We start from the raw sequence: 23,656 nt of genomic DNA, 5'->3' as shown, positions 1-23,656 counted from the left end.
CGATGGAGCTTCGAACGCTGCGAAGCCGGCGGAAAGCGGACTTTTGGGGCAAAGTGCTCCCGTATTTGCCCTATGTGTTTCAGAGTGGGGTCGCCGTGCTGATGCTCCTGCTCCTTATTGCGTTTTCGGCCTGGTATACGGCGTTTCTGCAACAGATTCCGCCCGGCTTGCCGATTCGTTGGATTTTGCTGTTGCTGTGGGGGCCTCTGACTGTGTACGCCGGGTTTCGAACCTACGTGCAACCGGCGGACGTCATTTTCCTGTTGCCGCAAGAGACGAAAATGGACGCGTATTTGGCCCCGGCTTTTCGGAACGGACTGATTTATAAGCTGATCGGACTCTATATCGTGGTACTGTTGGCTTGGCCGCTATATCAGCGAAGCGGCGGAGTTGTTCATCCCCTCTGGCTGATGTTGCTCGTCCTCCTGCTGCTCAAGGCGTTAAGCGCCTACGGAGCCTGGCAGGAGCTGCGGATGATTTCGTCCCGGTCCAGAGCCGGGTTCCGTTTGCTTCGCTGGTGCTTCCTCCTGTTGATGACCGCGGCCTGGATCTGGCAGCCGGCCTGGAAAAGCGCTTTGTTCACGGTGCTCGTCGGCCTCAATTACGCCCTGGTTTTGCGGTTTCCGATAAAGCACCGGATCCCTTGGGACAACCTCATCGCGACCGAACGGTCGGCCGCGGCACGGGTGATGCTGGTGCTCGGTTGGTTTGTTGACGTGCCGGCGGAAGGCCAGAAAGTGGTCCGCCGCCGCTGGCTGTCCGGCATTGGCAACCGGATTCCCTGGAATCCGGCCGACGCTTACCGATACCTGCTGGTCAAGACGTTCGTCCGCAGCGAGCTGCTGGGCATCGTGCTGCGGCTGACGCTGCTCGGCATGGTGCTGACCGGTTGGAACGACGAATCTTGGCTGGGTCCGACTGTCTATTTGCTGTTTGTGTTCCTGACGGGCACGCAGTTGACTTCCCTGCGTCAGGTACATCGCGATTCACCGGCGGCCTCCTATTACCCGTTGCCGTCCGGAGCCAGGAAGGCTGCGGTGCTGCGCCTTACCTCCAGCCTGCTGCTGGCGCTGACAGTGCTGCTCTGGCTGCCGATGGCCGTCATCCCGGGCGGGGACGCCTTCCTGACGTTCGGCTCGCTGGCCGCGGGCCTCTTGCTGGCATTCGGCATGCGTTCCGCCATGTCGCGCAAATGGCAAGAGGACGAAGACGAGTGATTCAAAAAGGACCGTTTCCCACTTTAGGGGAAACGGTCCTTTTCGGATGGAGGGTCTTATCTTAGTACAGGATGGAACGGCTAACGATAACCAGCAGAATAAAGAGAACCAGGATCACGCCCGTGCTTGTGAACAGGCTGCCGTAGCCGCCGTAGCCGCCTCTTACTTCTTCAACACCGCTCATGTTCATACCCCTTTCCGGTTAAGCAGTAGTGTAATCGTACACCGTATTGTATGAGAGGGGGCGTAAGCGTGCTTGGGCCATCGTGCCGGTTCTCCGGCGGTGCGGCCGCCTATTTGCCCTGGAGGTCCCGGACGCCTTCGTAAATCAGGTCAAACAATTCTTCCAGGTTCTCCTCCGCGATGCAGGAGAAAGCGATCCGCAAATCGGTGTCGCCGAGTGCGATCGTACCGATGCCGTACCGATGGATCAAGTGCTGGCGAAGCTCTTCCGCGGACACGGTGTTGAGCTTGAGGCACATGAAATACCCGGAATTAAAGGGGTAGTATTCCCACACGTCTCCGTACTTGCCGCTGTCGAGCAAGGCTTTGACTTTATTGGCCCGGCCTTTCATGATCCGGAATTTTTCATCCTTTTGGGCCGCGAATTCCGGCGATTTCAGCGCTTGGAGCACAAACGTCTGCGAAGGGTGGGCGCCGCTGGAAATGGTGGCGCGAATGATCCCCAGCGTTTTCTGCTCCAATGCGGCCAGAAGGGCCTGGTTCTCGGCAGCATAAGTGATGAACCCGACGCGGAACCCCCAAACGTATTCTTCCTTTGTCGCCCCGTCCACTTTGATCGGCAAAATGCGCGGATGCAGTCCCGCCAGCTTCCCAAACAACGATTCCTTCAGCGAATCCTCGAAGAACAATCCGTAATAAGCGTCGTCCGTTACGACAACCACGTTGATTCCCGCTTCGGCGGCTTCCTGGATCGCGGCGACGATCTCCCCGCCTTCTTTGGCGCCGGGCGTATATCCGGTCGGATTATTCGGGAAGTTCAAGATCACGACCGCTTTGCCTTTCCCCTTCTGCGCCAGCAGCGCTTCGCGCAGACCGGCGCTGTTGAACTTCATATCGTCGGTGAACAGAGGGAAGTTCACGATGTTGGCGTGACGGCGAATCCCGAAGGTGAGCTCGTAGTTCTCCCAATTTTTATCGGGATAGATCACGGCATCGCCTTCATCGACGAACAGGTCGGCGACGATACTGAGGCCGTGGGTGAGCGCGTTCGTTACGACCGGATTGCCGAAGCTCTTGCCGGCGAGCGACGGGTTCTCCTGAATCATTTTGTCGCGCCAAACCGCACGCAGCTCGGGCTTGCCGGCCGGCGGGGCATAAGGGTACAAATCCTGCGGTTTATAGGCGGACAGCGTATCCTGAATCGCCGCGAGATGCATCGGGCCGCCGTTTTCGGTGGCGATGCCGATCGTGGCATTATATTTTTTGGCGTGGGCCGAAGCTTCGGCGGATTGGCTCAAAATGCCTTCCTTCGGAAAATAGATTTCTTTGCCCAGCGTCGACAGCATGTCGTACACGTGCCTATTCCCGGATTTGACGCTCTCGTTTAACTGCTCCGCGAGTGGGTTCATCACATTCATCCTTCCAAATCGGTTTGATATTTTAGGACAGTACCGTCTTAAACTGCCTAACATTATATCATTTCGATCCGGGCGCGTCACGGTGTAATCGCGAGGTACCCAGCCTATTTTTCACGGTGAGCCGGACAATATTTCTTCATGGAAGCGATCGTCTCCGCATCAAGCTCGCCGTCCCGCCGTTCCAGGCCGGAGGTGACCGCGGACAACATTGGCTCCTTCAGGTTTTGCCCGAATTTGAATTTGGCGCGGATCGCTTCCGGGACGATCCGGCAGAGCGCCACCGCCTTCAGCTGTCCGGCATAGTCGGGATCCTCCGGCGTGATCGGCGCGTAGCCGCCCTCGGGTTGAAGCTTCTCCATGAACAAAGTGAACGCACGAGCTTTTTCTTCCGGATCGTCCACCTTTTCGACTCGCCCGCGCACCATGACGCTTTTGAAATAAGCCGAAGCCGGGCAGGCCAGCTTGGGATCGGTAAAATACGACGGGATGATCGCATACTCCTTGGCCACCGTGAAGCTTACCCGGGGATCGCGGGCGAGATGCTTCATTTTCTCGCCGGCCAGGCTGCCGTGAAAATAAAAATGCTTGCCGTCGTATACGAAGTTCAGCGGCGTGACTCGGCTCCAGCCGTCTTCGCCCACGGTGCCGAGAAACCCGAAGCTCATCTCCCGCAAAAACTCGCGGATTTCGTTTTCCTCCGTCATATCGAATTCTTTTCTGCGCATCGCTCATTCCTCCTTCGTAGAATGACTCCCAGCTTACGCCGAAAATTGACAATAAAAAAGAACCAATTTACATTAATTTTAATAGTCCATTTTGACGTTAAGCCGACTTAGGGCGGAAGAAGGGGGACATGGGTTGCCGGACTTTACGATCCCGCTGGCGTCGTTCAGCGAGAAATATCGATACAAATATTTAGCCGTGTACCATGCGCTGCGCGAAGCCATTCTTGACGGCACGCTGCCGGAGGGAACGCGCCTGCCGGCGACCCGGGAGCTGGCCGAATTATACGGCCTGTCCCGCGGGAGCGTCTCGCAGGCGTACGATATGCTGCAAGCCGACGGTTACGTGCGGACCGCGGTCGGCAGCGGCACGTTCGTCGCGGGCGGCTTGCAGCCGCCGCAGGCGGACGACGGCCCGAAGGCGCCGATCGCGCTGTCCCGCTGGGGGCAGCGCGTGACGGCGGCGATGGCCATCGGCGGAGACGCCGCCGAAGCGACGCTCGCGGCGGCGGCCGGGCCGGGCGGGGCTTCCACCGCCGCTGCGGCGGCGGAATCGGCTGCCGTCCCGATTTCGTACCGGGACGGCGGGCCGTGGGAGGCGCTGTTCCCGGCGGCGGAGTGGAACAGCGCCATGGCCTGGGCGGCGCGCGGCAAGCTCGGCGCATCCTCGGGCGAAGGCGCGGACCGGGCGGACCCGGCCGGCGAGCCGGAGCTGCGCGCGGCGATCGCCGCGCATTTGCGGCGCAGCCGCGGCATTGCCGCAGAAGCGGAGCATATCTGCCTGTTCAACGGCTCGATGCAGGCGATCACGCTGCTGACCCAACTGCTGCTGGGGGAAGGCGAACCCGCAGTGCTGGAGAACCCGTGTTATTACGGGATCCCGCGGGCGGTGGCCGCCTGCGGGGGCGTGGCCGTCCCGGCTGCGTTGGACGGGGACGGCATCGTGCCGCGCGATTGGGAAGCGCGGCTCCTGTTCGTCACGCCGTCCCGGCAGTTCCCGACCGGCGCCGTGCTCTCCCGCGCCCGGCGGCGCGAGCTGCTGGCGTGGGCCGCGCGGCGGAACGCGGTCATCGTCGAGGACGACTATGACAGCGAGTTCCGCTGGGGCGGCCGCCCGCTGGAGCCGCTCAAGGCGCTGGACCGGGAGGAGCGCGTCGTGTACGTCGGCTCCTTCTCCAAGACGATGTTCGCCGCCCTGCGGGTCGGCTATGCCGTGCTGCCGCGCGCCCTGGTCCGGCCCGTGGCGAGCGCGAAGGCGCTCTACGAGCCGGTGCCGCCGGCGCGGCTCGAGCAACGGGCGCTCGCCCGGTTCATGCGCACGGGCGGCTACGAGCGCCATCTGCGCCGGATGCGCCGCCACTACGGCGCCAAGCAGGAGACGTTCCGCCGCAGCCTGGAACGGGAGCTGGGCGAATTGTTTCACCTTCGCCCGGCCGACGCCGGTCTGCTGCTGTACGCCGAATGGCGCCGCACGCCGGAAGAATACCGGGCGTTTCGAGCGTCAGCCGCAGCCCACGGCGTCCGTTTTCGCGATGCGGCCATCTACCGGATCGCGCCGGGAACGCCGGCGGCTTGCTTTGTTTTTTCCCATTTAGACGAAAAGACGCTGGTTGAGGGGGTAAATCGCATGAAAGCGGCCTGGGGAGATATTCAAACCCGCAGGTTTTAAGGGTATAATAAAGGCAGCAATATGCGCCGTTAGGATTTTTTGTCGGGAGGGAAGGACATGCTTCACGTTTCACCGTCTTCATTCGAATTGAAGCCGGCATTCGCCAAAATCGTATGCGAACCCGGATGGAAATGGCACAAGCGGGAGAAGCCGCTGCAGAACTACGACCTGTTCTATGTGTGGAGCGGAGAAGGTACGGTTGTCCTGAACGACCAGCCCATTCCGGTCAGCAAAGGCAGCTGCTTTCTGTTCCGTAAAGGGGATCACACCAGCGCAACGCACAATCCGCAGCGTCCGCTGGTGCTCACTTATATCCATTTCGACGTCCACGAGCCGGTCATGGAAGTGCCGGGCTCGTACCGCGTGCTGGAGGATACGCTGGATTTCGAGTACATGTTGTCTCGTTACGTCCGTTTGTTCTTAATGAAGGCGTACGCCGCCGAGGAGGAGGCGCAGTTGATTCTCAAGCAGTTGCTCATTCATTTGCTGCGGGAAGAACGGGAGGTGCCGATGGAGAAGAAGGTCAGCAACCAGCTGCATGAAGTGATTCATGAGGTGGCCAATTACGTGCTGCAGCACCCGGGACTTCCCCACAAGGTGCAGGATTTGGCCGCCCGGGCAGGCCTGTCCCCCCGGTATTTTTCGATCAAATTCAAGGAAATTATCGGGATGTCGGTGCAGTCCTACATTATCAAATCAAGAATCGACCGGGCTCAGCATCTGCTGCTTCATGCCGGCATGAATGTGACCGAAGTCGCCGATGCGCTGGGCTACCGGGACATCTTCTTCTTCAGCCGCCAATTCAAACAATACACGGGGAAAAGCCCGTCGGAAATCCGCTAATCAGGCTGTCCCCTGCTTTTGACTAACGATATAACGACCCTAACCGTCGATCGCCGAGTATGATGCTCCGGCGTTTTTTTCTCCCAACTACCCCAACTACCCCAACTACCCCTAACTACTCCCAGCTACCCCTGCCACATCTGCAGATCCTATTACGCTTGCTCTTGGACGAACTTTCTTCTCAGGCGTGAATCCGAGCGTTTGCATCATGCAAGCCCCCCGTTTTGTTAGCAAATAGCGTCGCTGACAAGCGTTAGAGTTTCGACTAGGCTGGCCGTTGCTGCTGCTCTCGGTTTTGCCGCCGTCCGCATGACGTCCGCATTTCCGGCCGCCCGGCGGCGAAGCTTCCGAAGGATCCTTGACCAAAGTCCAGGGAGCGAACCGGTCTCGCGCCAGTGGCGGGTCCCGGCCCCCCTTGTATAATCAGGGTAGGTGAACATATAAGGAGGACGAATATTCAAATGAAACCTACATCCAAAATCGCATGGCTGGCGGCTTCGGCCGTGCTGCTGGCTTTGGCCGCCGGCTGCGGCCCGGCGGAGAACCCATCGCTGGGGCAGCAATGGGGGGAGACGAAGGGAAACGCCGTCGACTCGGTTCGTCAATCGGTCAGCGATACCGCGGCATCCGTTCAGCAATCGGTAGCGTTGGCGGCCGGCGAGTGGAAGGACGATCTGACGTTTACGGGACGCTCGCACGAACTTTCGGCAACCGGGGAAATCGGCACCGCCGGCAAGCTGCAGTTGGATAACGCCGTAGGCCGTCTCGAGCTGAAAGAAGGCGCGTCCGATCAGGTCGCGGTAAAGGCGACTATCCAGGCCGCAGACCTCCCGGCACGCAAGGCAAAACTGGATCAGTTGTTCGAACAGAGCGAGGTTTCCGTTATCGTTCACGGCAACGCGGTGCAGGTGCGCGTGCACGCCAAGGGCGAACCGGATCGGAATCTGTGGGATTGGGCCCAAAAGGAACTGCATTTTACCGAATTCCGCATCGACTATATCGTGGAGGTCCCTGCCGGGATCGAGGAGTTCGAAGTCACGAACAATGTCGGCGAAATCGCGGCGAGCGGGTTGACGGGAACGTATCGGCTCAAGGGGGACGTGGGTTCGATCCGGGTCGAGAATGCCCGATTGGCGGGTGAATCCTCGATCCGTACGGCAACCGGCAGCTTGAATTTGGACATTCTCGGGATGGACACGGGCAGCCGGCTGCAGGCGAAAACCGACGTAGGCAGCGTGACGGCGGAGCTGGATCCGTCGCTGGCCTGCAACCTGGAAACGTCAAGCGACCTCGGGCAAATCAACGGGGCGCCGGAAGGAAGCAGCAAGCGGGGCGGCGGGGGGCCGCTGGTCGAGCTGGGGACTTCCATCGGCAATATTACGGTACAATAGGGGAAGGGCCCGCGTAAGCCGGCGGAGCGGAACAAGCGAATTCAGCTTTTGTCCGCAGGGATGAAGCGGCCCAGCGCTTCGCCCATCCGTACCTTCCGTCCGGGTTCGAGTCCGGGCAAAGGGATGAAGGTGCCGCTTTGCGTCAGCAGGACGACGGTCGAGCCGAATTCGAAGTAAGCCAGGTCGTCCCCCTGCTCCCAGCTTTTGGCCGAAGGGTCGGTGTATTGGATACTGCTGACGTTCATCGCTCCCACCTTGACGAGGGCGATCTCCCCGTAAGCGTGGGAAATATAAGTAATCAGGCGTTCGTTCCGGCACAACACCTTCTTCATATGACGCATGCCGAAATCGTTGACCGGGTAGACCCGGCCTTTAATATGCTCGCTTTCCAGCTTCTTGCCGGCCACGGGCGCATGAATCCGGTGATAATCGGTAGGACTAAGATAAAGTACAAAGGCGTAACCGTGTTTGTACGTTTCCACACGCGGCGAGCGTGACAGCAGTTCTTCCAGAGCGTAGTCCTGTCCTTTGACGTTCAGGATCGTGCCGGATCGGACTTCGCCCATAAACGTGATCAGCGCATCCACCGGACTGATCATCGTTCCCGGCTCCGCGTGCAGCGGGCGCATGCCCGGCTTCAATTTTCGGGTAAAGAACTCGTTTAGCGTCCGGTATTCCCGAAGCTCCTTCTCCGCTTCATGCAGCGGAATCCCGTAGGATTTGGCGAAGAAAGGAATTATCGCCCGGCTCAAGCCCGAATGGGAGAACTTGCCCATCATCCGGGACAACCATTTCCGGGAGGAGAGTTCCGTCAACCATTTCATCCATTTCGCGGCCAAATCGCATCCTCCTAGTCTGTCCGTTAGTGCTGCGTTGGTTTGATGAATTCGTTGCCACTTCCGCTTATCTTGACACAGAATAGGGCTGAAATCAATACGGCAACTTGTAACCCCGGTTTACGAATTTGTATAAATTTAGACTTGATGCCGGGGCAAGGTTGGTGTATGTTAATAACAATTAACAATCGCATAGGGATACGGGGGCTTGAGCGAATCAGGCTGAGATAGCGGCATACGGCGCCGCGGACCGTTAATCTGATCTGGATAATGCCAGCGTAGAGAATCGATCGTCCGGGATATTTTGCGTTTTTTCGTGCGCCCTCGTGACCTGACCGCCGTCTGAGCTTATTCAGGCGGTTTTTTTGCGATGCGATGAAATTCAAATTTAGGGATTAAAAGGAGAGATGAAGATGTCGGAGGTTGTCCAAAAAAGAATCGGCCGCGGCTTGAAGCTGAGCGATCTGCTGGTGACGGTGCTGGTCTCGTTGGTGCTTGGCGTGGTGTATCACTTCTGGAGCTCAGTGTACAATTTGTTCTCCCCCCTGTTCTTCCAGGCGGATGAGCTGGTGTACGGGATGTGGTTTCTGGCCGCAACGCTTGTGTTCCTGCTGATCCGCAAGCCGGGGGTGGCGCTGATTGCCGAGGTGGCGGCAGCCCATGTGGAAATTCTGTTCGGCAGCGAATGGGGGGTTCAGCTCGTACTTTACAGCGTGCTGCAAGGTTTAGGGGCGGAATTGGTGTTCGCCGCGTTCCGGTACCGGAAATTTTCCGGCTCCGTTGCCGCTCTGGCCGGAATCGGGGCCGCTGCCGGCTCGGTGATTCCGGATTTCTTCTACGGGTACGTACAGGATTACGAGCCTTGGCTCTTGACCGCCAAATATGCGATGCGGGCCGTCAGTTCCGCGCTGATCTGCGGTTACTTCGCCTACGCCGTGGTGAAAGCCGTGGAAGCGACGGGGGTCACTACGCTGCTGCGTCCGGTGGATCCAAAAGACTACGCGGCGCTGAACGACTGATGCGAATAACAGATACGGCGGCAGAGGTACGGGAACTCCGGCTGAAGTTCCCCGGCGAAGCCGAATTCGTGTTCAAGGATTTGAATTTCTCCGTTCGGCGCGGGGAACACGTCCTGCTGCTGGGCCCCAGCGGTTGCGGCAAATCGACGCTGCTGCAGGTGCTGTCCGGCATCATCCCGGACCTGGTGGAAATTCCGATGCGCGCGTCCGCACAACGGCTCCCGTCATCGTGGAGGTTCTTGTTCCAGGATCCCGACACGCAATTCTGCATGCCTTACGTTGACGAGGAGCTGGCCTTTGCCCTGGAGAACTTGAGCGTACCGCAGCCGGAGATGTCCGCGCGAATGGAGGACGCCTTGGTTAAAGTGGGGCTCGACCTGCCTTCGCTCCACGTACCGATCGATTCGCTGTCCCAGGGGATGAAGCAGCGCTTGGCGCTCGCTTCGGTGCTGCTCGGCGATCCGGAGGTGCTGCTGCTTGACGAGCCTTCGGCTCTGTTGGACCCGCAGGGCCGCGAGCAAATCTGGCAAGCGATCGCCAAGGTAGCCGAGGACCGCACCTTGATCATTGTCGAGCACCGGATCGAGGAACTCACGGCGCTTGGCCTGGTTGACCGCGTCGTGCTATTCGGACCGGACGGACGGGTGCTGGGCGAAGGCGCGCCGGAGGCCGTGTTTGATGCGTACCGTTCCGAGCTTGCCGAGTTCGGCATTTGGTACCCCGGCGTCTGGGAGGAGTACTTTGCCACAGATGCAGGCTGCCGCTTGCTGGAGCCGGCGGAGAACGTCCGGACGCCGGGCGGACCGGCCCTGGTGGAGCTGAAGGAATTTCACGGACTCCGGCAAGGGCGTCCGGTGATCGAAGTCGGGCAGGCCGCAGTGTATCCCGGCGATTGGATCGCCGTCACGGGGCCGAACGGGGCGGGAAAAAGCTCGCTGCTGCTCAGCCTGATCGGCCTGCTGCCGACGGAGGGCGCGTACGTGCTGCACGGAAACCGGATGGAGACGGAGAAGTTGTCCCGCCGCGCCCGCAGACGGCAAATGGAGCGGACCGCGCGCGAAATCGGCTTCGTATTCCAGAATCCCGAGTTTCAGTTCGTCGCCGATCGGGTGGCGGACGAGGTCGCCTTCTCGTTGCGGGAGGACGGACTTGACGCCGAGGTGCTGAGCGGACGGGTGGCGGATTATTTGAAGCGGTTTGGCCTGGCCGGCCTGGAGGCGCGTCATCCCTACCAGCTGTCGCTGGGGCAGAAGCGGCGCCTCAGCGTGGCCGCGGCGGCGGTGCGCGAGCAGCGGCTGCTGCTGCTCGACGAGCCGACCTTCGGCCAGGACGCGGCGAACACGTTCGCGATCCTGCAGCTCTGCGAAGCGCTGCGCCGCCGCGGGACCGCGATCGTCATGGTCACGCACGAGGAACGGATTGCCGAGCGGGTCGCCACCCAACATTGGGAGATTCGGGACGGGCGGCTGGCGTCGCAGCGGGCGACCCGGCGGGCGGCGAACTTCGCGGCGAGCCGAGATAAACCGTGCGGATCGCTTGGGTCGTCCGGGCCGGCAGCGGAATCCTCCGCAGAGACGGAACGGCCAGAGCGTCCCGGTCTGGAGGCGGTGATGACGAAATGAGGAAGTTCTTGACGCCGAAGCGGCAGACCTGGCTGCACCGGGCGAATCCGGCCGCCAAGCTGGCTTTCGTGATATTGCTGTTTCTGCTGACGTTGTTTACGCATCGGCTGGACTTTATTTTCTATCAAGCTGTCCTGTTTACGGTGCTTCTGTTCCTGTTCAGTGGATACGAACCGTGGAAAATCGCCTTGCTTGTCCTCCCTTTTGCGCTGATCTTCGCCTCCTCGGCGGCGACGATGATCCTCTTTGGCAAGGGCACGTTGGTCTGGTGGGAGTGGGGATTGTTCCGCATCTCCGAGGAAAGCTTCTTCCGGGGGATTCATATCGGGTTCAAGGCGGTGGCCTTTGCTGCCGAGGGGCTGCTGTTCGTGTTGACCACGCCTTCGGTCGCCTTGTTTTACGCGCTGATGCAGCAGGCGAAGCTGCCGCCGAAATATGCCTACAGCTTCATGGCCTCGGTCCGGCTGCTCCCCATGGTCTGGGAGGAGCTGCTCGTCCGCCGCAATGCGCTGCTCATCCGCGGCGTTCGCCGGCCGCGCGGGCTGCCCGGCCTCGTCGCTCAAGCCAAGCTGTACGCCGTGCCGCTGCTGTCCCAGAGCATCCGCCGGGCACACCGCGTCGCCGTCGCCATGGAAGCCAAGGCGTTTGACGGCAACCGGTCCCGCACGTATTATTACCGCACCGCCTATTCGCGGTACGATGCGCTGGTGCTGCTGCTCCTGGCGTTGGCCGCCGCCGCGGCTTATGCGCTAGCGCTTTCGTATCCGCCGTTTGGCATCGCCGACGTACGTTATCATTAACCGTCGGTTCATAAATCGAAGGGGCATTATTCCGTCCGGGACCATCGCACCGGCACCAAGGAATAAGCCCCTTTTTTAACAAATCGCACCTCATTATGTCGCTTGGCTGGCAGGATCGAATGATATGCGCGGCTGCCGCCCAAGCAAAAAGCCGGCGTAAGCCATAGGTTGACGGTAGGTATCTTTCCAGACCTCGGGCAATCCAGCCTTGCGGAAGCCGTAACGCTGGTCGCGTCCGTTGCATTCGATAAAGTAAGGACGTCCGCTGGCGGTCAGGCCGATATCCAGCCCCAGGTCGGCGAGGTGCGGCAGCCGTGCGCCCAGATAACGGGAGATCGCCAAAGCCAGATTTTCTACGTGTGCCAGCGCCGATGGGACGACCCGCTCCGGGAGCGCCTTGGACAGCAGTTCTTCGGCCGGCCAGGCTTCGCCGCCCTTTGCGATGTTGCAGACGAAGCTGCCTGCGGCGGCGATCTTCGCAAAACGTCCCGTTACCCCCCATTCGCCCCCACCCCCGCGCTGCACGGTGATCCGCAGATCGATGGGACGTCCTTCGTACTCCGCCAGCGGAATGCGCTCCTGCACCAGATAAGGCGTACGCCGGAACATGCGCCGCATCCATGATGGCAGTTCTCCCCGGTTCAGCCGCACCGTGTTCCATTTGCCCAGGGGCGAAGCATAGGTCAGTTCCCACCCGAACGCCGGCGCATGCCGCAATCGCATGACGCCGTGGCCGACGGAGCCGCGGATCGGCTTTAAAATAAGGTCGGGATGGCGGGACATCATCCTCCGCAGACTCCCGGAGGTCAGCGGCATCGCGGCGGGAAGATACGCCTTTAGATGGGGTGTGCTCCAAAGCAGGCGATGAACGAAGTCCTTCCCGTAACGATTGTTGGCGTTGAAGATCGCGATGCCCCGGGCGTTCAGGGATTGGAGTTTGTTCTGGGCCGCCAGCCTCGGATAGAGGGCACGGTTGTGGATCACCGACGGCAAAGGCAGCCGTTGTTCCACATACTCAATGCCGTTATATACGTACGCGACGCAGCTGTCTCCAACCGGATCGATGCCCGCCAGACGCAGGAAAACGGGGGTCAATCCGTATTCTCGCGCGGTTTCCTCATAACCTGCAATCCACTCTTGGCCGGTTCTTCGCGTGGGGATCCCCCGGTACATGCTGGAGTTGAGCAAGATTCCGACAGTGTCCTGACTCAAGTGGGTTTCCTCCTTCCCGTGCTTCTTCCTCCAATGTATGTTGTCCCGGGCAAAAAGAGTGGACGACTGTGCTGCGACAGCCGCCTGTTTTCGGGCGATCACCGGGGAGACGGCACCCACGCGACTTGTGGCAAAATAGGCTCTTCTTCCGGGAAGCTGTCACATTTGCCGGGCGGGTTTCGTATATTTAGGATAACGAAATCAAGCAAAACGGTAAGGAGGGAGACATCACATGGATCGGGAAAAAGTCGCGGTCATCGCACCCGGCGCTCTAGCGGCGTCTTCGGGAAAACACCGCCCGGCGGAGAGAGTGCTTGAGCGGATGATCCCTCACGTGGCGGAACGGCTGAACATTCGCATCTTCGGCATCGCTGACGGACATCTGCCGTCACAAGGCTGGATCGGCAGCGTTCCCTTTTATCGGCTGCCGGGGGGCCGGCTTTATCTGGAGTCGCTGCTGCGACATTTGCGCAAGTGGCGGCCGGATACGGTGGACGTTCACGGAAGGCCGCTGCTGGCCTGCCAGCTCAAGGGTCGGCTCCCGCTTGCTCGCGTCCTGTTGACCCTGCCTAGCGCCCCGGTCTTCTCTCCTTCCTGTCATTCCAAAGCGTGCACGACGCAGATCCTGGAAAGTGTGGACGGCCTCATCGTCGGCAGCGAACGCGCCAGGGCCGAACTGCTTGCGCGTTTTCCTTCCCTGCATACCCCGGTTTGGGTGAATCCGCCGGGAGCCAGCCTGGAGGATCGGGCTCTGCGCTGGACGCCGGACGGGGAACGGCAGCGTAGGCGACGGTTGGCGGAGTTGGGATGGGCTGACCGCAAAATCGTCCTACTGGCCGGCTGTTTGCCGCCGCCTGGCGAAGAGGGGCGAATCGTCGCGGCGATCTCCGATGTATTGAACCGAGTACCGGAGGCGCTGCTGGTGTTCCTGGCCGCCGACTTCCCCGGTTCGCTGCGCGAATCGGCTGACCGGCGGGGAATTCAGGCGCTCGCCGCTTATGATCCGGTCCGGATCGCCCGCCTGCCGGCCGCCCCGGTCGGTCATATGGCGGACGGGTACCTCTTGGCGGACTGCCTGGTCCTCTTGGCTGGTGATGAAGCGGAGATGATGTTCATGCGCATCGAAGCGATGGCTGCGGGCGTACCGATCCTTGACGCAAGCGACTCGCCGCCTGCGATGGCCGAATTCGCCGCGGACGGCCTGCTCGCATGGGGGCAGGAAGCGAGCCTGGCGGACCGAATCGTCCTGCTGCTCCGGGATGAGGAGCTTCGCCAGGTCTTAGGCCATGCCGGCCGGGAGACGGTTCGGAGCCATTACCGCTGGGAACATGCCGTTGACCGTTGGGTGGACATCGTACGCGCTGGGAGAGCACAAACCGCAGGCCATCGCAGCGTCAAAAACTGAAACCGGCCGGCAGGCCGTAAATTCAACCTATTGAAACGCCGGAAGGCGTTTTTTTTACTGGAATTTACGAGGGAGGATCAATATCCGCTGGCCGGACGCTTTGCAGGATTATCCCCTTTGATCAGATTGCCGAGAATTGGAGAAAGAGCTTGCCTCACTCCGGGCCCTAGCCCCCTGAAAGAAAGGGATAATCGTGCAAAGGCGGCATGAAGGACATCAAGGCACGCACACAAGGCAGAAGTTAGACCGCCGGTCGAGGACGCCGTCAGGCATTTTTCACGGCAGGGCCGGGGGCCCTTGCCGCATTCGAGTGGACAGCTGTACGTTTGCCGTTACCACCCCCCCGGCATGACATACACTGTGGTATATGCTCCGGTATTATCACGTTTTGGGAGGAAATCGATGTGGTCAAAAAACGCAAGCCGCGCATCCGGTTGAACCGCAAACCGCTTCAACGCAAGCCGATGCTGCCGCGTTTGGTCAATCATCCCGATCCCATGGTATCCATCATCATCCCGGCGATGAATGAAAGGGCGACGCTGGCCGGCGTATTGCGCGAAGCGGGCCGGGTGCATCCCCGCAGCGAGACGATCGTCGTCGCCAATGGGTCGACCGACGGGACGGCCGAGCTGGCGGAAGCCATCGGCGCCCGTGTGATCCATACACCGGAGCCGCTGGGGCATGATGTCGGCAGACGCGTAGGGGCGGAAGCCGCCCGCGGCCAAGCGCTGCTGTTCGTCGACGCCGACATGGTCATTCCGGCTCGGGAACTGCGCCCCTACGTCAAGGCGGTGCTTTCCGGCGTCGACGTTGCGCTGAACGGCTATTCGGGTCCGGCGGGCCGAAAGGAGGTCCATCCGGTCGTTCTGGCCAAACATGTTCTGAACGGTTTATTGCAGCGCCCCGACCTGCGGGGCGCTTCCCTGACGGCAGTCCCGCACGCAATGAGCCGGAAAGCGGCCGAAACCGTCGGGCTGGACGCCCTGGAGGTTCCGCCGCTGGCTTTGGCCAGAGCGGTGCTGCTCGGGCTAAACGTGCGGGCGGTCCATACCGTTCCTGTCGGCAAGCTGAACCCGGCCCGGGGAAGGATGCGGGACAAAGGGAAACGCGCCGATCCGCTGACCGCTCTCGTGGCGGGGGATCATTTGGAGGCCATCCATTGGCTGCTCCGCCAGCAGGGGCCGCGCGGCGGGTACGGCGATCTGGGCCGGCAGCGCGACAAGGTGAGGTGAAACATTGATGGCAATGAAGCAAACGATAAAGCAGCGCCGGAAAAGGAAAAGCGGAGCTCTGGCCCGCCCGCGCAGCGGAGCAAGCCGGACGAAGAACGGCCCGGCCCGCAGAGGCGGCCGATTGGCTCGGCCGTCCGCCAGGAAAAGCTCCGTCTCCGGCCCGCTCCAGCGGCTTAAATTGAAGGCGCGGGCTGCCGGCGCCCGGGCGGTGGTGGAGCGGGGGGCAGAGGCGGCCGATTCGCCCCATATGCAGGCCCGTTTTCGGGAATGGGCGCAAGCGGAGGGGATCGACAATCTGCCTTATGCCGCCGTCCTTACGGCCGCCTTGGCCTACCGCCGAGGTTATGCCGACGCCGCCGGATTGAGTGAGCCGTGGATCCCGCTGCCTCTGAACGGCAGCGCTTCGGCGATCGTGACGGCCAGCAACGAGGAGAAGACGCTGCCTGCGGTCGTGGCGGAGCTCCGCAAGCTGCCCCTGCGGGAAATCATCGTGGTTCTGAACGGCTGCAGCGACGGCAGCTTTACCGCCGTGGACCGGGATCCGCGAGTTTTGCGGCTTAGTTTTCCCGAACGGTTGGGTCATGACGTCGGTCGGGCGATCGGGGCGGCAACAGCCTCCGGGGACATTCTGCTGTTCACGGACGGAGATCTGTGCGTTGCGGCAGAGGATTTGGCCGTCTTCCTGATGGCCGTTGACCGGGGGGAGGATTTGGCGTTGAACGATTTGTCGCCGTATCTGCCGCCATTTTCGCAGCAGGATGAGGTGACGCGCTGCAAGGCGTTCCTGAACTTGGCGCTGGGCCGCCCGGACTTGCGGGCGAATTCGCTGACAGCGGTGCCGAACGCCCTGTCCCGCCGCGCCTTAAGAACGGTGGGGACGGCCGCGCTGATCGTTCCTCCGAAGGCGCAGGCACTGGCGCTGGCCCGCGGCTTAAAAGCGTGCGCCCCCGTGTCCGTCGACGTGATCCGCAAAAACCGCATTCGCAGCGGCAACAGCGGAGCGGGCAATGCGGTCGCGCGGATGATTGTCGGGGATCACATGGAGGCGCTGGGCGAAGTGATGAAAACGGAGGGCGTTCGCCTGCGGTTCGCGACGCTAGGCCGCAGCGAATTGGCGAAAGCGAGGAATGCACGATGAGTGGAGGCGGGTTAACGAGCATCATCATTCCAACCTATAACGGGGTGCACTTGCTGGCCTCCTGCGTTGCAGCAATCCGCCGCCATACGGATCCCCCATACGAAATCATCGTGGTGGATAACGGCTCCCAGGACGACACCGCATCGTATTGTCTGAGGGAACGGCTTATCCTGGCGGCGCTGCCGCGGAATGAAGGGTTTCCGATCGCGGTGAATCGGGGATTGTCCGTCGCTTCGGGCGATCAGCTGCTCATCCTTAACAACGATGTCACCGTCTCCCCGCGCTGGCTCTCTAACCTGCTGCCGGCGCTGTATAGCGCGGCCGATGTCGGCCTCGTCGGTCCGGTGACCAATTATGCCAGCGGACGGCAGCAGGTGGCGATCGATTGGGCGGAAGGCGAGGACTTCGCCCAGGCGGCGGATCGCCACAACCGTTCCGATCCGGCCAAATGGCAGGAAGTCCAGCGGCTTGTCGGCATGTGCCTGCTGTTCAAGCGGGAAGTGTTGGGCCGCGTGGGGCTTTTTGACGAACGGTTTTCACCCGGCCATTATGAGGACGACGATTACTGCTATCGCGCGCGGCAGCTAGGCTACCGTCTGCTCGTTTGCGGCGATACGCTGGTGTACCACGAAGGCAGCGCCAGCTTTAAGGCCCAGCATCCGGAGGGGTGGAACGAACTTCTGGAACGGAACCGTCTGCGGTTTATCGAAAAATGGGGAGTTGATCCTTGGCAATTCATTTGATAAGAAAATCAAAACTTTGGTGCAGGGGAGGAGCGTTCATGAAAGGCGTGATTTTGGCGGGGGGCAGCGGCACGCGTCTATACCCGCTGACCCGATTGATCAACAAGCATCTGCTTCCGGTCGGGAATTATCCGATGGTCTGTTACGGCATAGAACGGCTGCGTCAAGCCGGAATCACCGACATTCTCATCGTCATCAGCAAGCAATCGGCAGGCCTGTACGCCGACTTCCTCGGCAGCGGGGAGAACTTCGGCGTGAACCTGACGTATCGCGTGCAGGAGTCGCCCGGCGGGATTGCCGAAGCCCTGGAACTGGCCGACGGGTTTATTCCGCCCGGCGGCAAATTCGTCGTGCTCCTTGGCGACAACCTGTTTTTGGACGATTTGACGCCATACGTGGAGAAATTCAAGCAGCAGCCGGCGGGATGTGCCCGAGTGATGCTGAAGCCGGTGGACGATCCGCGGCGCTACGGCGTGCCGGTGTTCACTCCGGACGATCCGGGCCATATCGCGTATATCGAAGAAAAGCCGAAAAAACCGAAATCAAACTATTCGGTAACCGGCATTTACATGTACGATGATGCCGTATTCGACATCATCCGCAGCATCGACCGTTCCGCCCGGGGCGAGTTGGAGATTACGGACGTAAACAACCGCTACGCGCGGGACGGCAAGCTGGAATTCGACGTACTCCAGCTGTGGTGGGGGGACGCCGGCACGTTGGAATCGCTGCAGGAAGCCGGAGTTCATATGAAAGGCGTATTGCCCTAAGCGACAGCGAATCCGGAAAGGAGGCACGGGGATGGCTTTACGCGACAATCCAGCCAGCCGCCGCAGGACCCGCCGCCGGCGAGGCGGGGGCAAAGCTGCCGCGGCCGCGGCGGTCCGCCGGTCCGGCGGACGGGGCAAGGCCAGCCGCGTTGCCCGTACCGCCGCCCGCAAGGTCGAGCTTCGCCGCCGGTCCGGCGGCCGACCGGCGGCGGGGCGCGGGCGCCGCGGCAACGGCCCGGCCGCGTGGCGGCGAGCCCGGCGGGGCGCGGACGTTACGGGCGGCGCGGGCAGCTTTGGCGGCGGCCCGGAAGGGTCCGCGGCGGCCGCTGCGCCCAACCCGGGCGCGTTACCGCCGCCGCCGTTGCTGCCTGCCGCGCCGCCGGCGCCCGAATCGGCCCCGGTTGGCGATGCCGGGACCGTCTGGTCCGAGGCGGAAGCGGAGCGGGTCCGCGCCGCCGCCTTCGAAGACGGCTACCGCGAAGGCTTGTTTGAAGGCGGGGAAGCCAAGTTGGGCCGCTTGATTCCCCGCCATATGCTGCTGCCCGAGCTGCGGGTGGACGATGTCATTGCCGCGGGTTTCCCCGCCGTTGCCCGGCGGCTCCACCCGCTGCTCACGCCGGCCGCCGTATTCGCCGCCGTTGACGCGGCGCTGCGGGAAGGCCGGCCGCTGTCCATCGTCCGCCTCGGCGACGGGGAACTGCTCACCCTAGCGCACGGCACGGTGATCTCCACCGAGGAAGCGCTCCGCTGGGGAGCGTTTTTGCCCTATGCGGGAGTGCATCTGCCGGACCCGGCGACCCGCGAGGCTTTGGCGGCCGCCGTGCGAGCCGCCGATATCATCGGGGTACCGGAATCCCGGCATCCGTCCTATCAAGGGCTGTTGTTCCCCGTGCTGCGCCATTATGGGGTCGATTACCGCACTCTGCGCCTGACTACGTCGACCGTGAATTACGAATTGAATGCCGGCGGCTATTTGACCCGGCTGCTGCAAGGACGGCGCCTCTTGTTGATCGGAAATCAGGCGGAGGCGCTGGCGGGATTTCTCGGGCAGCGCGGCTTCAATATTGCCGGGTGGATTGCCCCGGTTCAAGGCGTAGCCGATGTGGCGGCGATCGCCATGCGCGCTCGGGAAATTCCGGATTTTGACCTGGCCCTGGTTGCGGCCGGCGTGGCTGCCGTGATGATCTGCGTGCGGCTGTCCGGGGAACTGGGCAAGGTGGCGCTGGATATGGGACATCTGGCCGATAAATTGATACAAGGCGAAGCGGCATTGCCGCAGCTCGGGGAGGTGCACACCGGTGCAAACGGACATTGAGGGGAACACGCAAGCGAAGCGCGCTTCGGGAACGTATGAACAGGGATATGCTGCCGGCTATGCGTACGGGGTCCGCGAAGGCCTCCGGACGTTTGGCTGGGGCCAGGACTTTACGAGCATCATTATTCCGACTTACGATCGCGTAGATCTGCTGCTGCAGTGCTTGGATCACATAGATCGATATACGTCTTCTCCGCATGAAATCATCGTCGTCGACAACGGATCGACCGACGGTACGGCCGCCGCGGTCCGGCGGAGGCAGGGGCGGGTGAGATTGGCGGTGTATCCGCAGAATCTGGGTTTTGCCCGCGCGGTGAATACCGGTTTAATGATGGCCAAAGGAAATACGATCGTTCTGCTGAATAACGACGTGCTGGTCACGGAGGGCTGGCTGGATCAACTGCTGGCTTGCCTCCGGCAGGTTCCGGGGGCGGCCGCGGCAGGCCCCGTCACGAATTACATCAGCGGCGAACAGCAAATCGACGTCCCTTATGTAGATGTTGCGGATATGCCGGCTTTCGCCGCCATGCACAACCGTCCCGATCCCGGGAAGTGGCGCGAAACCGATCGGTTGGTTGGTTTTTGCGTCGCTTTTCCGCGTACGACGCTGGAGCAAGTCGGATATTTTGACGAGGGGTACGAGATCGGCAATTTCGAGGATGATGACTGGGTCGCCCGCTTGCGGTTGCAGGGCAAGAAGATGGTGATCGCCGGGGACACCTTCGTTCACCATTATGGAAGCATGACGATGAAAGGGTTGGGTTCCCAGGGTTTCCAGGAAGTGAATGACCGGAACCACCATTTTTTTAACGAAAAATGGGGGGACCTGCACGAGTTGTATGCCCGGGTGCCGGTGTGGCGCGGGGAGCGGACGCTGCAGGCGGCGGATTTCTTCCCGACCCATGTGCGGGTTCGGGACGTGAACGGGAACATGCACTGGCTGGAGCATGGCGTTCGGCATCCGGTGCACCCGGCCGGCGCTCCGGGCACGTTGCCGGAGCCGGTACGGCTGTCCGTACTCGATCTGCTCCAACTGCCGGCCGGGCCGGCCCGTTCGCAAGAACAGTTGGCTTGGCCAAGCGGCGGCATGCCGCCCAAGCAGGGCTTGCCGGACGGCACCGTCGTCGTCTGTGGCGGCCGGCCGTATCAAATCGACCGGGGGCATCGGCGGGAGGTCGCCTCCGAATACGCGCTGCGCGCGTGGGGGCTGGCCCTTTCGGACACAGCCGTTCCGGAAGACGTGATCGCCGCTTATCCCGAGGGGCTGCCCGTTCTGCCCCCGCCGCGTATGGTTAGCGAAGATTTATAGGCTGGAACGGGCCGATTCCTCAGGAACGCGCTCATTCGTAACGGCATATGTTAATGCAGGGCACTTAAGGGGCCGGTGTCCGCTCCCCAGCGAAAGGCCGGCCTTAGGCGAGGAGGAGTCAGAGTGGAGCAGAAAATTTCGGAGATCATCGTGCATATGGCCCACTCTCATCAGCAGATGGCGCGGGTGATCGATGCCGAACGGCAGGTTGCCGTTCGCATGGCGCAGATCGTGCACGCGATTCCCGACGCCGAACCGGCGTTTGAAGGGGCGTCCGGGATTTTGGAGAATTCGGGCCGGATCAACAAAAGCGTGATTTCCTATTTAAACGCCATTGCCGATTTGCAGGAGGCGATGGCCGAGAACTTAGGTCTTGTCATGAAGCAATTGAAAGACCGCGAGGAAGAGTAAGGTTGAAGAAGCGGGGTATGATGCCATGAGCAGGGAACAGGCCTATCTGAACATCTTGGACGCGGCCGCCAAGATCCAGTGGAACGTCGCCATGATCCTGGAGGCCAAGGCCGTCGAATCCGAGAAGGTGCGCAACTGGATTTTGAATCATGTGCTGGAGAGCAGTTTCGAAGACCACGAAAAACAGCTGGGGGACCCGCTGGATGTTCACGATCAGCTCGTGGAGGTGATCGAGGGCCTGACCAAGCTGCAAAACGGGCTGTGCAGCAACCTGAAAACGGTGCTTCCGGAAGGCGATGAAGAAGGGGGAAGCGATAGCCTGGATGGTGGTTTTGGCGGATTGTTCGGCGGCGGCGATTTCGATCTGGAGGATTCGAGCAAATGACGATCTTTCCCCTTCAAGCCGGGGAGGAGGCCAAACTCCGGTTGATCGATGCGATCAGCCAGAGTCAGCAGGCGATGGCGCGAATTCTCGGCAGCCTCGCCGACGTGACCGAGTTGTCCCCGGACGCCGCCAGGCATATCGCCGGCAATATCGATAAGTTGACGAAATATCAGGAAGCGATGGCCCGCACGGTCTGCGGGTTGACTTTTCATCGCGTCAAATACGGAACTCCTTCGCCGCCATGGATGATGGACACTTGTTATGCCGCATACGACGTTACCCGAGGAGAACAGGAGGAAGAAGTATGGCAAAAACCAAACTCCGGCGCGCCCGCCGTGTGAAGCCGCGCGCGCTGAGAAAAATTCGTCCCCGCAAAAAACGGAAGCTGTCCCTGCGCCGGGGGAGCAAGCCGGCCTATGCCCGCCGAAAGCGGCGCAAGGCGGTGCATAAGCTGCGCTCTCGCCGCGGCAGAAGAAGATGGAGACGGCGGCGCGCCGCTTTGCCGGTGCCCGCGGTAGCGATTCCCGAGCCGGTTGCCGTGCCGGAACCCGTAGCCGCCCCACCGGCAACGCCGGAAGACGCGGCAGTTTACGATCAAGCCTATAACGAGGCTTATCAAGAGGGCTTTAACAGCGGATTCGCCCAAGGTTACGAGGACGGGCACAAAATAGCTTATAAGAATCAAATTTAACGCAAACCGCCGCCGGTTATCCGGCAGCGGTTTTTTTTGCGTTCCGGCGGCCGAAGGGCGGCATTCGCCAATTTCTCAGGCGGGCGGGTAGTCGTCCATGATGCACGTGTCCCCTCAGCATATATTTATTAAGACCCAGGAAACGCAAGATAGAAATCCACGAAGATAGGATGAAGAACCTTGGAGAACGTCAAGGAAAACCGGTACGGCGAAGCTTATCAGGCCGGATACGCAGAAGGGATCCGGTATGGCGGATGCCAGGCCGTACTCGAACGAATTCCGCCGGTTTCCCGGCATAAGGCGGATTTGCGGGTGCTGTACGTGCCCCAGGGGTTCGATGCGATCGACGAGGGCGTTCAAGCGGCCCTCGCGGAGCTGACGCGCGAGAGCTTCGTCACCTCTCCGGATATGATGCTGCAGGATGCGGATCGCCATCGTCCCGATCTGGTGCTGGTGATGAATTCGCTGCACGTCTTTCCGCCCGACCATGCCGAGCAAATGGAACAAATTCGGAGGATGGGCATTCGAACCGCCGTCTGGTTTGTCGATGACCCCTATTTTACCGACGATACGATTGCGCTGGCTTTATGCTACGACGTGGTGTTTACGCACGAAATCGAATGCGTGCAGCTCTATCGTTCGCTCGGAGTTCGGAACGTTCACCATCTTCCGCTGGCCGCCAATCCGCGCCAGTTCCGACCGGTTCCGGCAAAGCCGGAATACCGCTATGACGTGTGTTTCATCGGCAACGCCTTTTGGAACCGGGTCGCCTTGTTCGACCACTTAAGTTCGTTCCTGCAGGATAAACGGGTGTTGATCGCCGGATTTCACTGGGACCGGCTGCCCCGTTACGAGCTGTTGTCGCGGTTTATCCGCCCCGGTTGGGTTCCCGTCGAGGAGACGGTCGGCTATTACAACGCCTCCAAAATCGTGCTCAACATCCATCGGCCGACGCAAGCGGGCCAGGACAACCGGAACGGGCGCGACACCCCGGGCGGATCGATCAATCCGCGAACTTATGAAATCGCCGGCTGCGGCGCTTTCCAGATTACGGACATTCGCAGCGATTTACCCGCCTACTACCAACCGGGCTACGACATCGAAACGTTCCGGGACGTAGCGGAGCTGGAGGCCAAAATCCGTTACTATCTCGAACACGAGGAGGAGCGGCGTCTGATCGCCTGGCGTTCGCTGTGGACGACAACGGCCGTCCATACCTATTTGGATCGCGTCAGTCGCCTGCTGGACGTCGTCGCGCAAAGCTAGTTTCAAGAACCCATTCATAAAGGAGTGACATTATGTTTATAGAGGAAGCGGCGGGCAAT

General features: G+C 61.0%; 24 protein-coding genes and 1 riboswitch. Of the genes, 19 read left to right on the top strand and 5 right to left on the bottom strand.

What is annotated here, in order from left to right:
- Positions 1 to 2 precede the first annotated feature (2 nt).
- A complete protein-coding gene (locus tag ACZF99_RS20665) occupies positions 3 to 1,217 on the top strand; it encodes an ABC transporter permease (RefSeq protein WP_483606837.1) in 1,215 nt (404 codons plus the stop codon).
- A 61-nt stretch (positions 1,218 to 1,278) separates the two neighbouring features.
- Here ACZF99_RS20665 and ACZF99_RS20660 read toward each other — a convergent pair whose 3' ends face one another.
- The 3 genes from ACZF99_RS20660 to ACZF99_RS20650 form a co-directional block, all read right to left on the bottom strand.
- A complete protein-coding gene (locus ACZF99_RS20660) occupies positions 1,279 to 1,401 on the bottom strand; it encodes a YjcZ family sporulation protein (RefSeq protein WP_483606836.1) in 123 nt (40 codons plus the stop codon).
- Between the two features lie 109 nt (positions 1,402 to 1,510).
- Entirely contained in the window at positions 1,511 to 2,809 is a 1,299-nt protein-coding gene (locus ACZF99_RS20655) for an aminotransferase class I/II-fold pyridoxal phosphate-dependent enzyme (RefSeq protein WP_483606835.1), read from the bottom strand.
- Positions 2,810 to 2,922: 113 nt separating this feature from the next.
- A complete protein-coding gene (locus ACZF99_RS20650; protein ID WP_483606834.1) occupies positions 2,923 to 3,543 on the bottom strand; it encodes a pyridoxamine 5'-phosphate oxidase family protein in 621 nt (206 codons plus the stop codon).
- A 133-nt stretch (positions 3,544 to 3,676) separates the two neighbouring features.
- On the opposite strand from ACZF99_RS20650, the gene pdxR reads away from it, so the two are divergent.
- From pdxR to ACZF99_RS20635, 3 genes are all read left to right on the top strand, one after another.
- Positions 3,677 to 5,209, top strand: coding sequence for a MocR-like pyridoxine biosynthesis transcription factor PdxR (pdxR, locus tag ACZF99_RS20645; protein WP_483606833.1), 1,533 nt, complete (start codon positions 3,677 to 3,679; stop codon positions 5,207 to 5,209).
- A 57-nt stretch (positions 5,210 to 5,266) separates the two neighbouring features.
- Positions 5,267 to 6,052, top strand: coding sequence for a helix-turn-helix domain-containing protein (locus tag ACZF99_RS20640; protein WP_483606832.1), 786 nt, complete (start codon positions 5,267 to 5,269; stop codon positions 6,050 to 6,052).
- Between the two features lie 461 nt (positions 6,053 to 6,513).
- Positions 6,514 to 7,443 carry a DUF4097 family beta strand repeat-containing protein gene (locus ACZF99_RS20635; RefSeq protein WP_483606831.1) on the top strand — a complete coding sequence of 310 codons (930 nt, stop codon included), beginning with the start codon at positions 6,514 to 6,516 and terminating at the stop codon, positions 7,441 to 7,443.
- Positions 7,444 to 7,484: 41 nt separating this feature from the next.
- Here the strand turns inward: ACZF99_RS20635 and asd are convergent, their stop codons facing one another.
- Positions 7,485 to 8,282, bottom strand: a complete 798-nt coding sequence (gene asd, locus ACZF99_RS20630; RefSeq protein WP_483606830.1) for an archaetidylserine decarboxylase — start codon at positions 8,280 to 8,282, stop codon at positions 7,485 to 7,487.
- 187 nt (positions 8,283 to 8,469) lie between these two features.
- Positions 8,470 to 8,581: riboswitch (TPP riboswitch) on the top strand.
- A 111-nt stretch (positions 8,582 to 8,692) separates the two neighbouring features.
- Here asd and ACZF99_RS20625 point away from each other — a divergent pair.
- The 3 genes from ACZF99_RS20625 to ACZF99_RS20615 are packed head-to-tail and all read left to right on the top strand — an operon-like array spanning position 8,693 to position 11,720.
- A complete protein-coding gene (locus tag ACZF99_RS20625) occupies positions 8,693 to 9,298 on the top strand; it encodes an ECF transporter S component (RefSeq protein ID WP_483606829.1) in 606 nt (201 codons plus the stop codon).
- Positions 9,298 to 10,920, top strand: a complete 1,623-nt coding sequence (locus ACZF99_RS20620) for an ABC transporter ATP-binding protein (protein ID WP_483606828.1) — start codon at positions 9,298 to 9,300, stop codon at positions 10,918 to 10,920. The genes ACZF99_RS20625 and ACZF99_RS20620 overlap by 1 nt, the downstream gene beginning before the upstream one ends.
- Positions 10,917 to 11,720, top strand: a complete 804-nt coding sequence (locus ACZF99_RS20615) for an energy-coupling factor transporter transmembrane component T family protein (RefSeq protein ID WP_483606827.1) — start codon at positions 10,917 to 10,919, stop codon at positions 11,718 to 11,720. The genes ACZF99_RS20620 and ACZF99_RS20615 overlap by 4 nt, the downstream gene beginning before the upstream one ends.
- A gap of 93 nt (positions 11,721 to 11,813) precedes the next feature.
- On the opposite strand, the gene ACZF99_RS20610 is transcribed toward ACZF99_RS20615, so the two are convergent.
- Positions 11,814 to 12,932 (bottom strand): YheC/YheD family endospore coat-associated protein, encoded by a 1,119-nt coding sequence (locus tag ACZF99_RS20610; RefSeq protein WP_483606826.1) that lies wholly within the window; start codon positions 12,930 to 12,932, stop codon positions 11,814 to 11,816.
- Between the two features lie 232 nt (positions 12,933 to 13,164).
- On the opposite strand from ACZF99_RS20610, the gene ACZF99_RS20605 reads away from it, so the two are divergent.
- From ACZF99_RS20605 to ACZF99_RS20550, 12 genes are all read left to right on the top strand, one after another.
- Positions 13,165 to 14,337: a glycosyltransferase family 4 protein gene (locus ACZF99_RS20605; protein WP_483606825.1), complete on the top strand. Its 1,173-nt coding sequence runs from the start codon at positions 13,165 to 13,167 to the stop codon at positions 14,335 to 14,337.
- 404 nt (positions 14,338 to 14,741) lie between these two features.
- On the top strand, positions 14,742 to 15,569 hold the full coding sequence (locus ACZF99_RS20600) for a glycosyltransferase family 2 protein (protein WP_483606824.1): 828 nt from the start codon (positions 14,742 to 14,744) through the stop codon (positions 15,567 to 15,569).
- A gap of 13 nt (positions 15,570 to 15,582) precedes the next feature.
- Positions 15,583 to 16,707, top strand: a complete 1,125-nt coding sequence (locus ACZF99_RS20595; RefSeq protein WP_483606823.1) for a glycosyltransferase family 2 protein — start codon at positions 15,583 to 15,585, stop codon at positions 16,705 to 16,707.
- Positions 16,704 to 17,450 carry a glycosyltransferase family 2 protein gene (locus ACZF99_RS20590; RefSeq protein WP_483606822.1) on the top strand — a complete coding sequence of 249 codons (747 nt, stop codon included), beginning with the start codon at positions 16,704 to 16,706 and terminating at the stop codon, positions 17,448 to 17,450. The genes ACZF99_RS20595 and ACZF99_RS20590 overlap by 4 nt, the downstream gene beginning before the upstream one ends.
- A 38-nt stretch (positions 17,451 to 17,488) precedes the next feature.
- Entirely contained in the window at positions 17,489 to 18,220 is a 732-nt protein-coding gene (locus ACZF99_RS20585) for a sugar phosphate nucleotidyltransferase (RefSeq protein WP_483606821.1), read from the top strand.
- 31 nt (positions 18,221 to 18,251) lie between these two features.
- Positions 18,252 to 19,535, top strand: coding sequence for a GT-D fold domain-containing protein (locus tag ACZF99_RS20580; protein ID WP_483606820.1), 1,284 nt, complete (start codon positions 18,252 to 18,254; stop codon positions 19,533 to 19,535).
- Positions 19,519 to 20,844, top strand: a complete 1,326-nt coding sequence (locus tag ACZF99_RS20575; RefSeq protein ID WP_483606819.1) for a glycosyltransferase family 2 protein — start codon at positions 19,519 to 19,521, stop codon at positions 20,842 to 20,844. Before ACZF99_RS20580 ends, ACZF99_RS20575 begins: the two co-directional genes overlap by 17 nt.
- Positions 20,845 to 20,967: 123 nt before the next feature.
- Entirely contained in the window at positions 20,968 to 21,255 is a 288-nt protein-coding gene (locus ACZF99_RS20570; RefSeq protein ID WP_483606818.1) for a nucleoside-diphosphate sugar epimerase, read from the top strand.
- 25 nt (positions 21,256 to 21,280) lie between these two features.
- Positions 21,281 to 21,640 (top strand): alpha-helical endospore appendage domain-containing protein, encoded by a 360-nt coding sequence (locus ACZF99_RS20565; RefSeq protein ID WP_483606817.1) that lies wholly within the window; start codon positions 21,281 to 21,283, stop codon positions 21,638 to 21,640.
- The gene (locus ACZF99_RS20560; protein WP_483606816.1) at positions 21,637 to 21,981 is read left to right on the top strand and encodes a hypothetical protein; all 345 of its coding nucleotides are present in this window, start codon (positions 21,637 to 21,639) and stop codon (positions 21,979 to 21,981) included. The genes ACZF99_RS20565 and ACZF99_RS20560 overlap by 4 nt, the downstream gene beginning before the upstream one ends.
- Positions 21,945 to 22,331, top strand: a complete 387-nt coding sequence (locus ACZF99_RS20555) for a hypothetical protein (RefSeq protein WP_483606815.1) — start codon at positions 21,945 to 21,947, stop codon at positions 22,329 to 22,331. Before ACZF99_RS20560 ends, ACZF99_RS20555 begins: the two co-directional genes overlap by 37 nt.
- A gap of 180 nt (positions 22,332 to 22,511) precedes the next feature.
- Positions 22,512 to 23,597, top strand: coding sequence for a CgeB family protein (locus ACZF99_RS20550; RefSeq protein WP_483606814.1), 1,086 nt, complete (start codon positions 22,512 to 22,514; stop codon positions 23,595 to 23,597).
- Positions 23,598 to 23,656 lie beyond the last annotated feature (59 nt).

This window comes from Paenibacillus sp. JL3B1040, from assembly GCF_057063165.1.
The sequence above is the reverse complement of the archived record's forward strand: the minus strand, read 5'-3'. Positions and strand labels throughout refer to the sequence as shown.

What these genes read in the sequence shown, in the direction of transcription:
- ACZF99_RS20665 (WP_483606837.1), top strand. Translation starts at nt 3, where the DNA reads ATGGAGCTTCGAACGCTGCGAAGCCGGCGGAAAGCGGACTTTTGGGGC.
- ACZF99_RS20660 (WP_483606836.1), bottom strand. Translation starts at nt 1,401, where the DNA reads ATGAGCGGTGTTGAAGAAGTAAGAGGCGGCTACGGCGGCTACGGCAGC.
- ACZF99_RS20655 (WP_483606835.1), bottom strand. Translation starts at nt 2,809, where the DNA reads ATGAACCCACTCGCGGAGCAGTTAAACGAGAGCGTCAAATCCGGGAAT.
- ACZF99_RS20650 (WP_483606834.1), bottom strand. Translation starts at nt 3,543, where the DNA reads ATGCGCAGAAAAGAATTCGATATGACGGAGGAAAACGAAATCCGCGAG.
- ACZF99_RS20640 (WP_483606832.1), top strand. Translation starts at nt 5,267, where the DNA reads ATGCTTCACGTTTCACCGTCTTCATTCGAATTGAAGCCGGCATTCGCC.
- ACZF99_RS20635 (WP_483606831.1), top strand. Translation starts at nt 6,514, where the DNA reads ATGAAACCTACATCCAAAATCGCATGGCTGGCGGCTTCGGCCGTGCTG.
- ACZF99_RS20625 (WP_483606829.1), top strand. Translation starts at nt 8,693, where the DNA reads ATGTCGGAGGTTGTCCAAAAAAGAATCGGCCGCGGCTTGAAGCTGAGC.
- ACZF99_RS20620 (WP_483606828.1), top strand. Translation starts at nt 9,298, where the DNA reads ATGCGAATAACAGATACGGCGGCAGAGGTACGGGAACTCCGGCTGAAG.
- ACZF99_RS20615 (WP_483606827.1), top strand. Translation starts at nt 10,917, where the DNA reads ATGAGGAAGTTCTTGACGCCGAAGCGGCAGACCTGGCTGCACCGGGCG.
- ACZF99_RS20605 (WP_483606825.1), top strand. Translation starts at nt 13,165, where the DNA reads ATGGATCGGGAAAAAGTCGCGGTCATCGCACCCGGCGCTCTAGCGGCG.
- ACZF99_RS20595 (WP_483606823.1), top strand. Translation starts at nt 15,583, where the DNA reads ATGAAGCAAACGATAAAGCAGCGCCGGAAAAGGAAAAGCGGAGCTCTG.
- ACZF99_RS20590 (WP_483606822.1), top strand. Translation starts at nt 16,704, where the DNA reads ATGAGTGGAGGCGGGTTAACGAGCATCATCATTCCAACCTATAACGGG.
- ACZF99_RS20585 (WP_483606821.1), top strand. Translation starts at nt 17,489, where the DNA reads ATGAAAGGCGTGATTTTGGCGGGGGGCAGCGGCACGCGTCTATACCCG.
- ACZF99_RS20580 (WP_483606820.1), top strand. Translation starts at nt 18,252, where the DNA reads ATGGCTTTACGCGACAATCCAGCCAGCCGCCGCAGGACCCGCCGCCGG.
- ACZF99_RS20565 (WP_483606817.1), top strand. Translation starts at nt 21,281, where the DNA reads ATGAGCAGGGAACAGGCCTATCTGAACATCTTGGACGCGGCCGCCAAG.
- ACZF99_RS20560 (WP_483606816.1), top strand. Translation starts at nt 21,637, where the DNA reads ATGACGATCTTTCCCCTTCAAGCCGGGGAGGAGGCCAAACTCCGGTTG.
- ACZF99_RS20555 (WP_483606815.1), top strand. Translation starts at nt 21,945, where the DNA reads ATGGCAAAAACCAAACTCCGGCGCGCCCGCCGTGTGAAGCCGCGCGCG.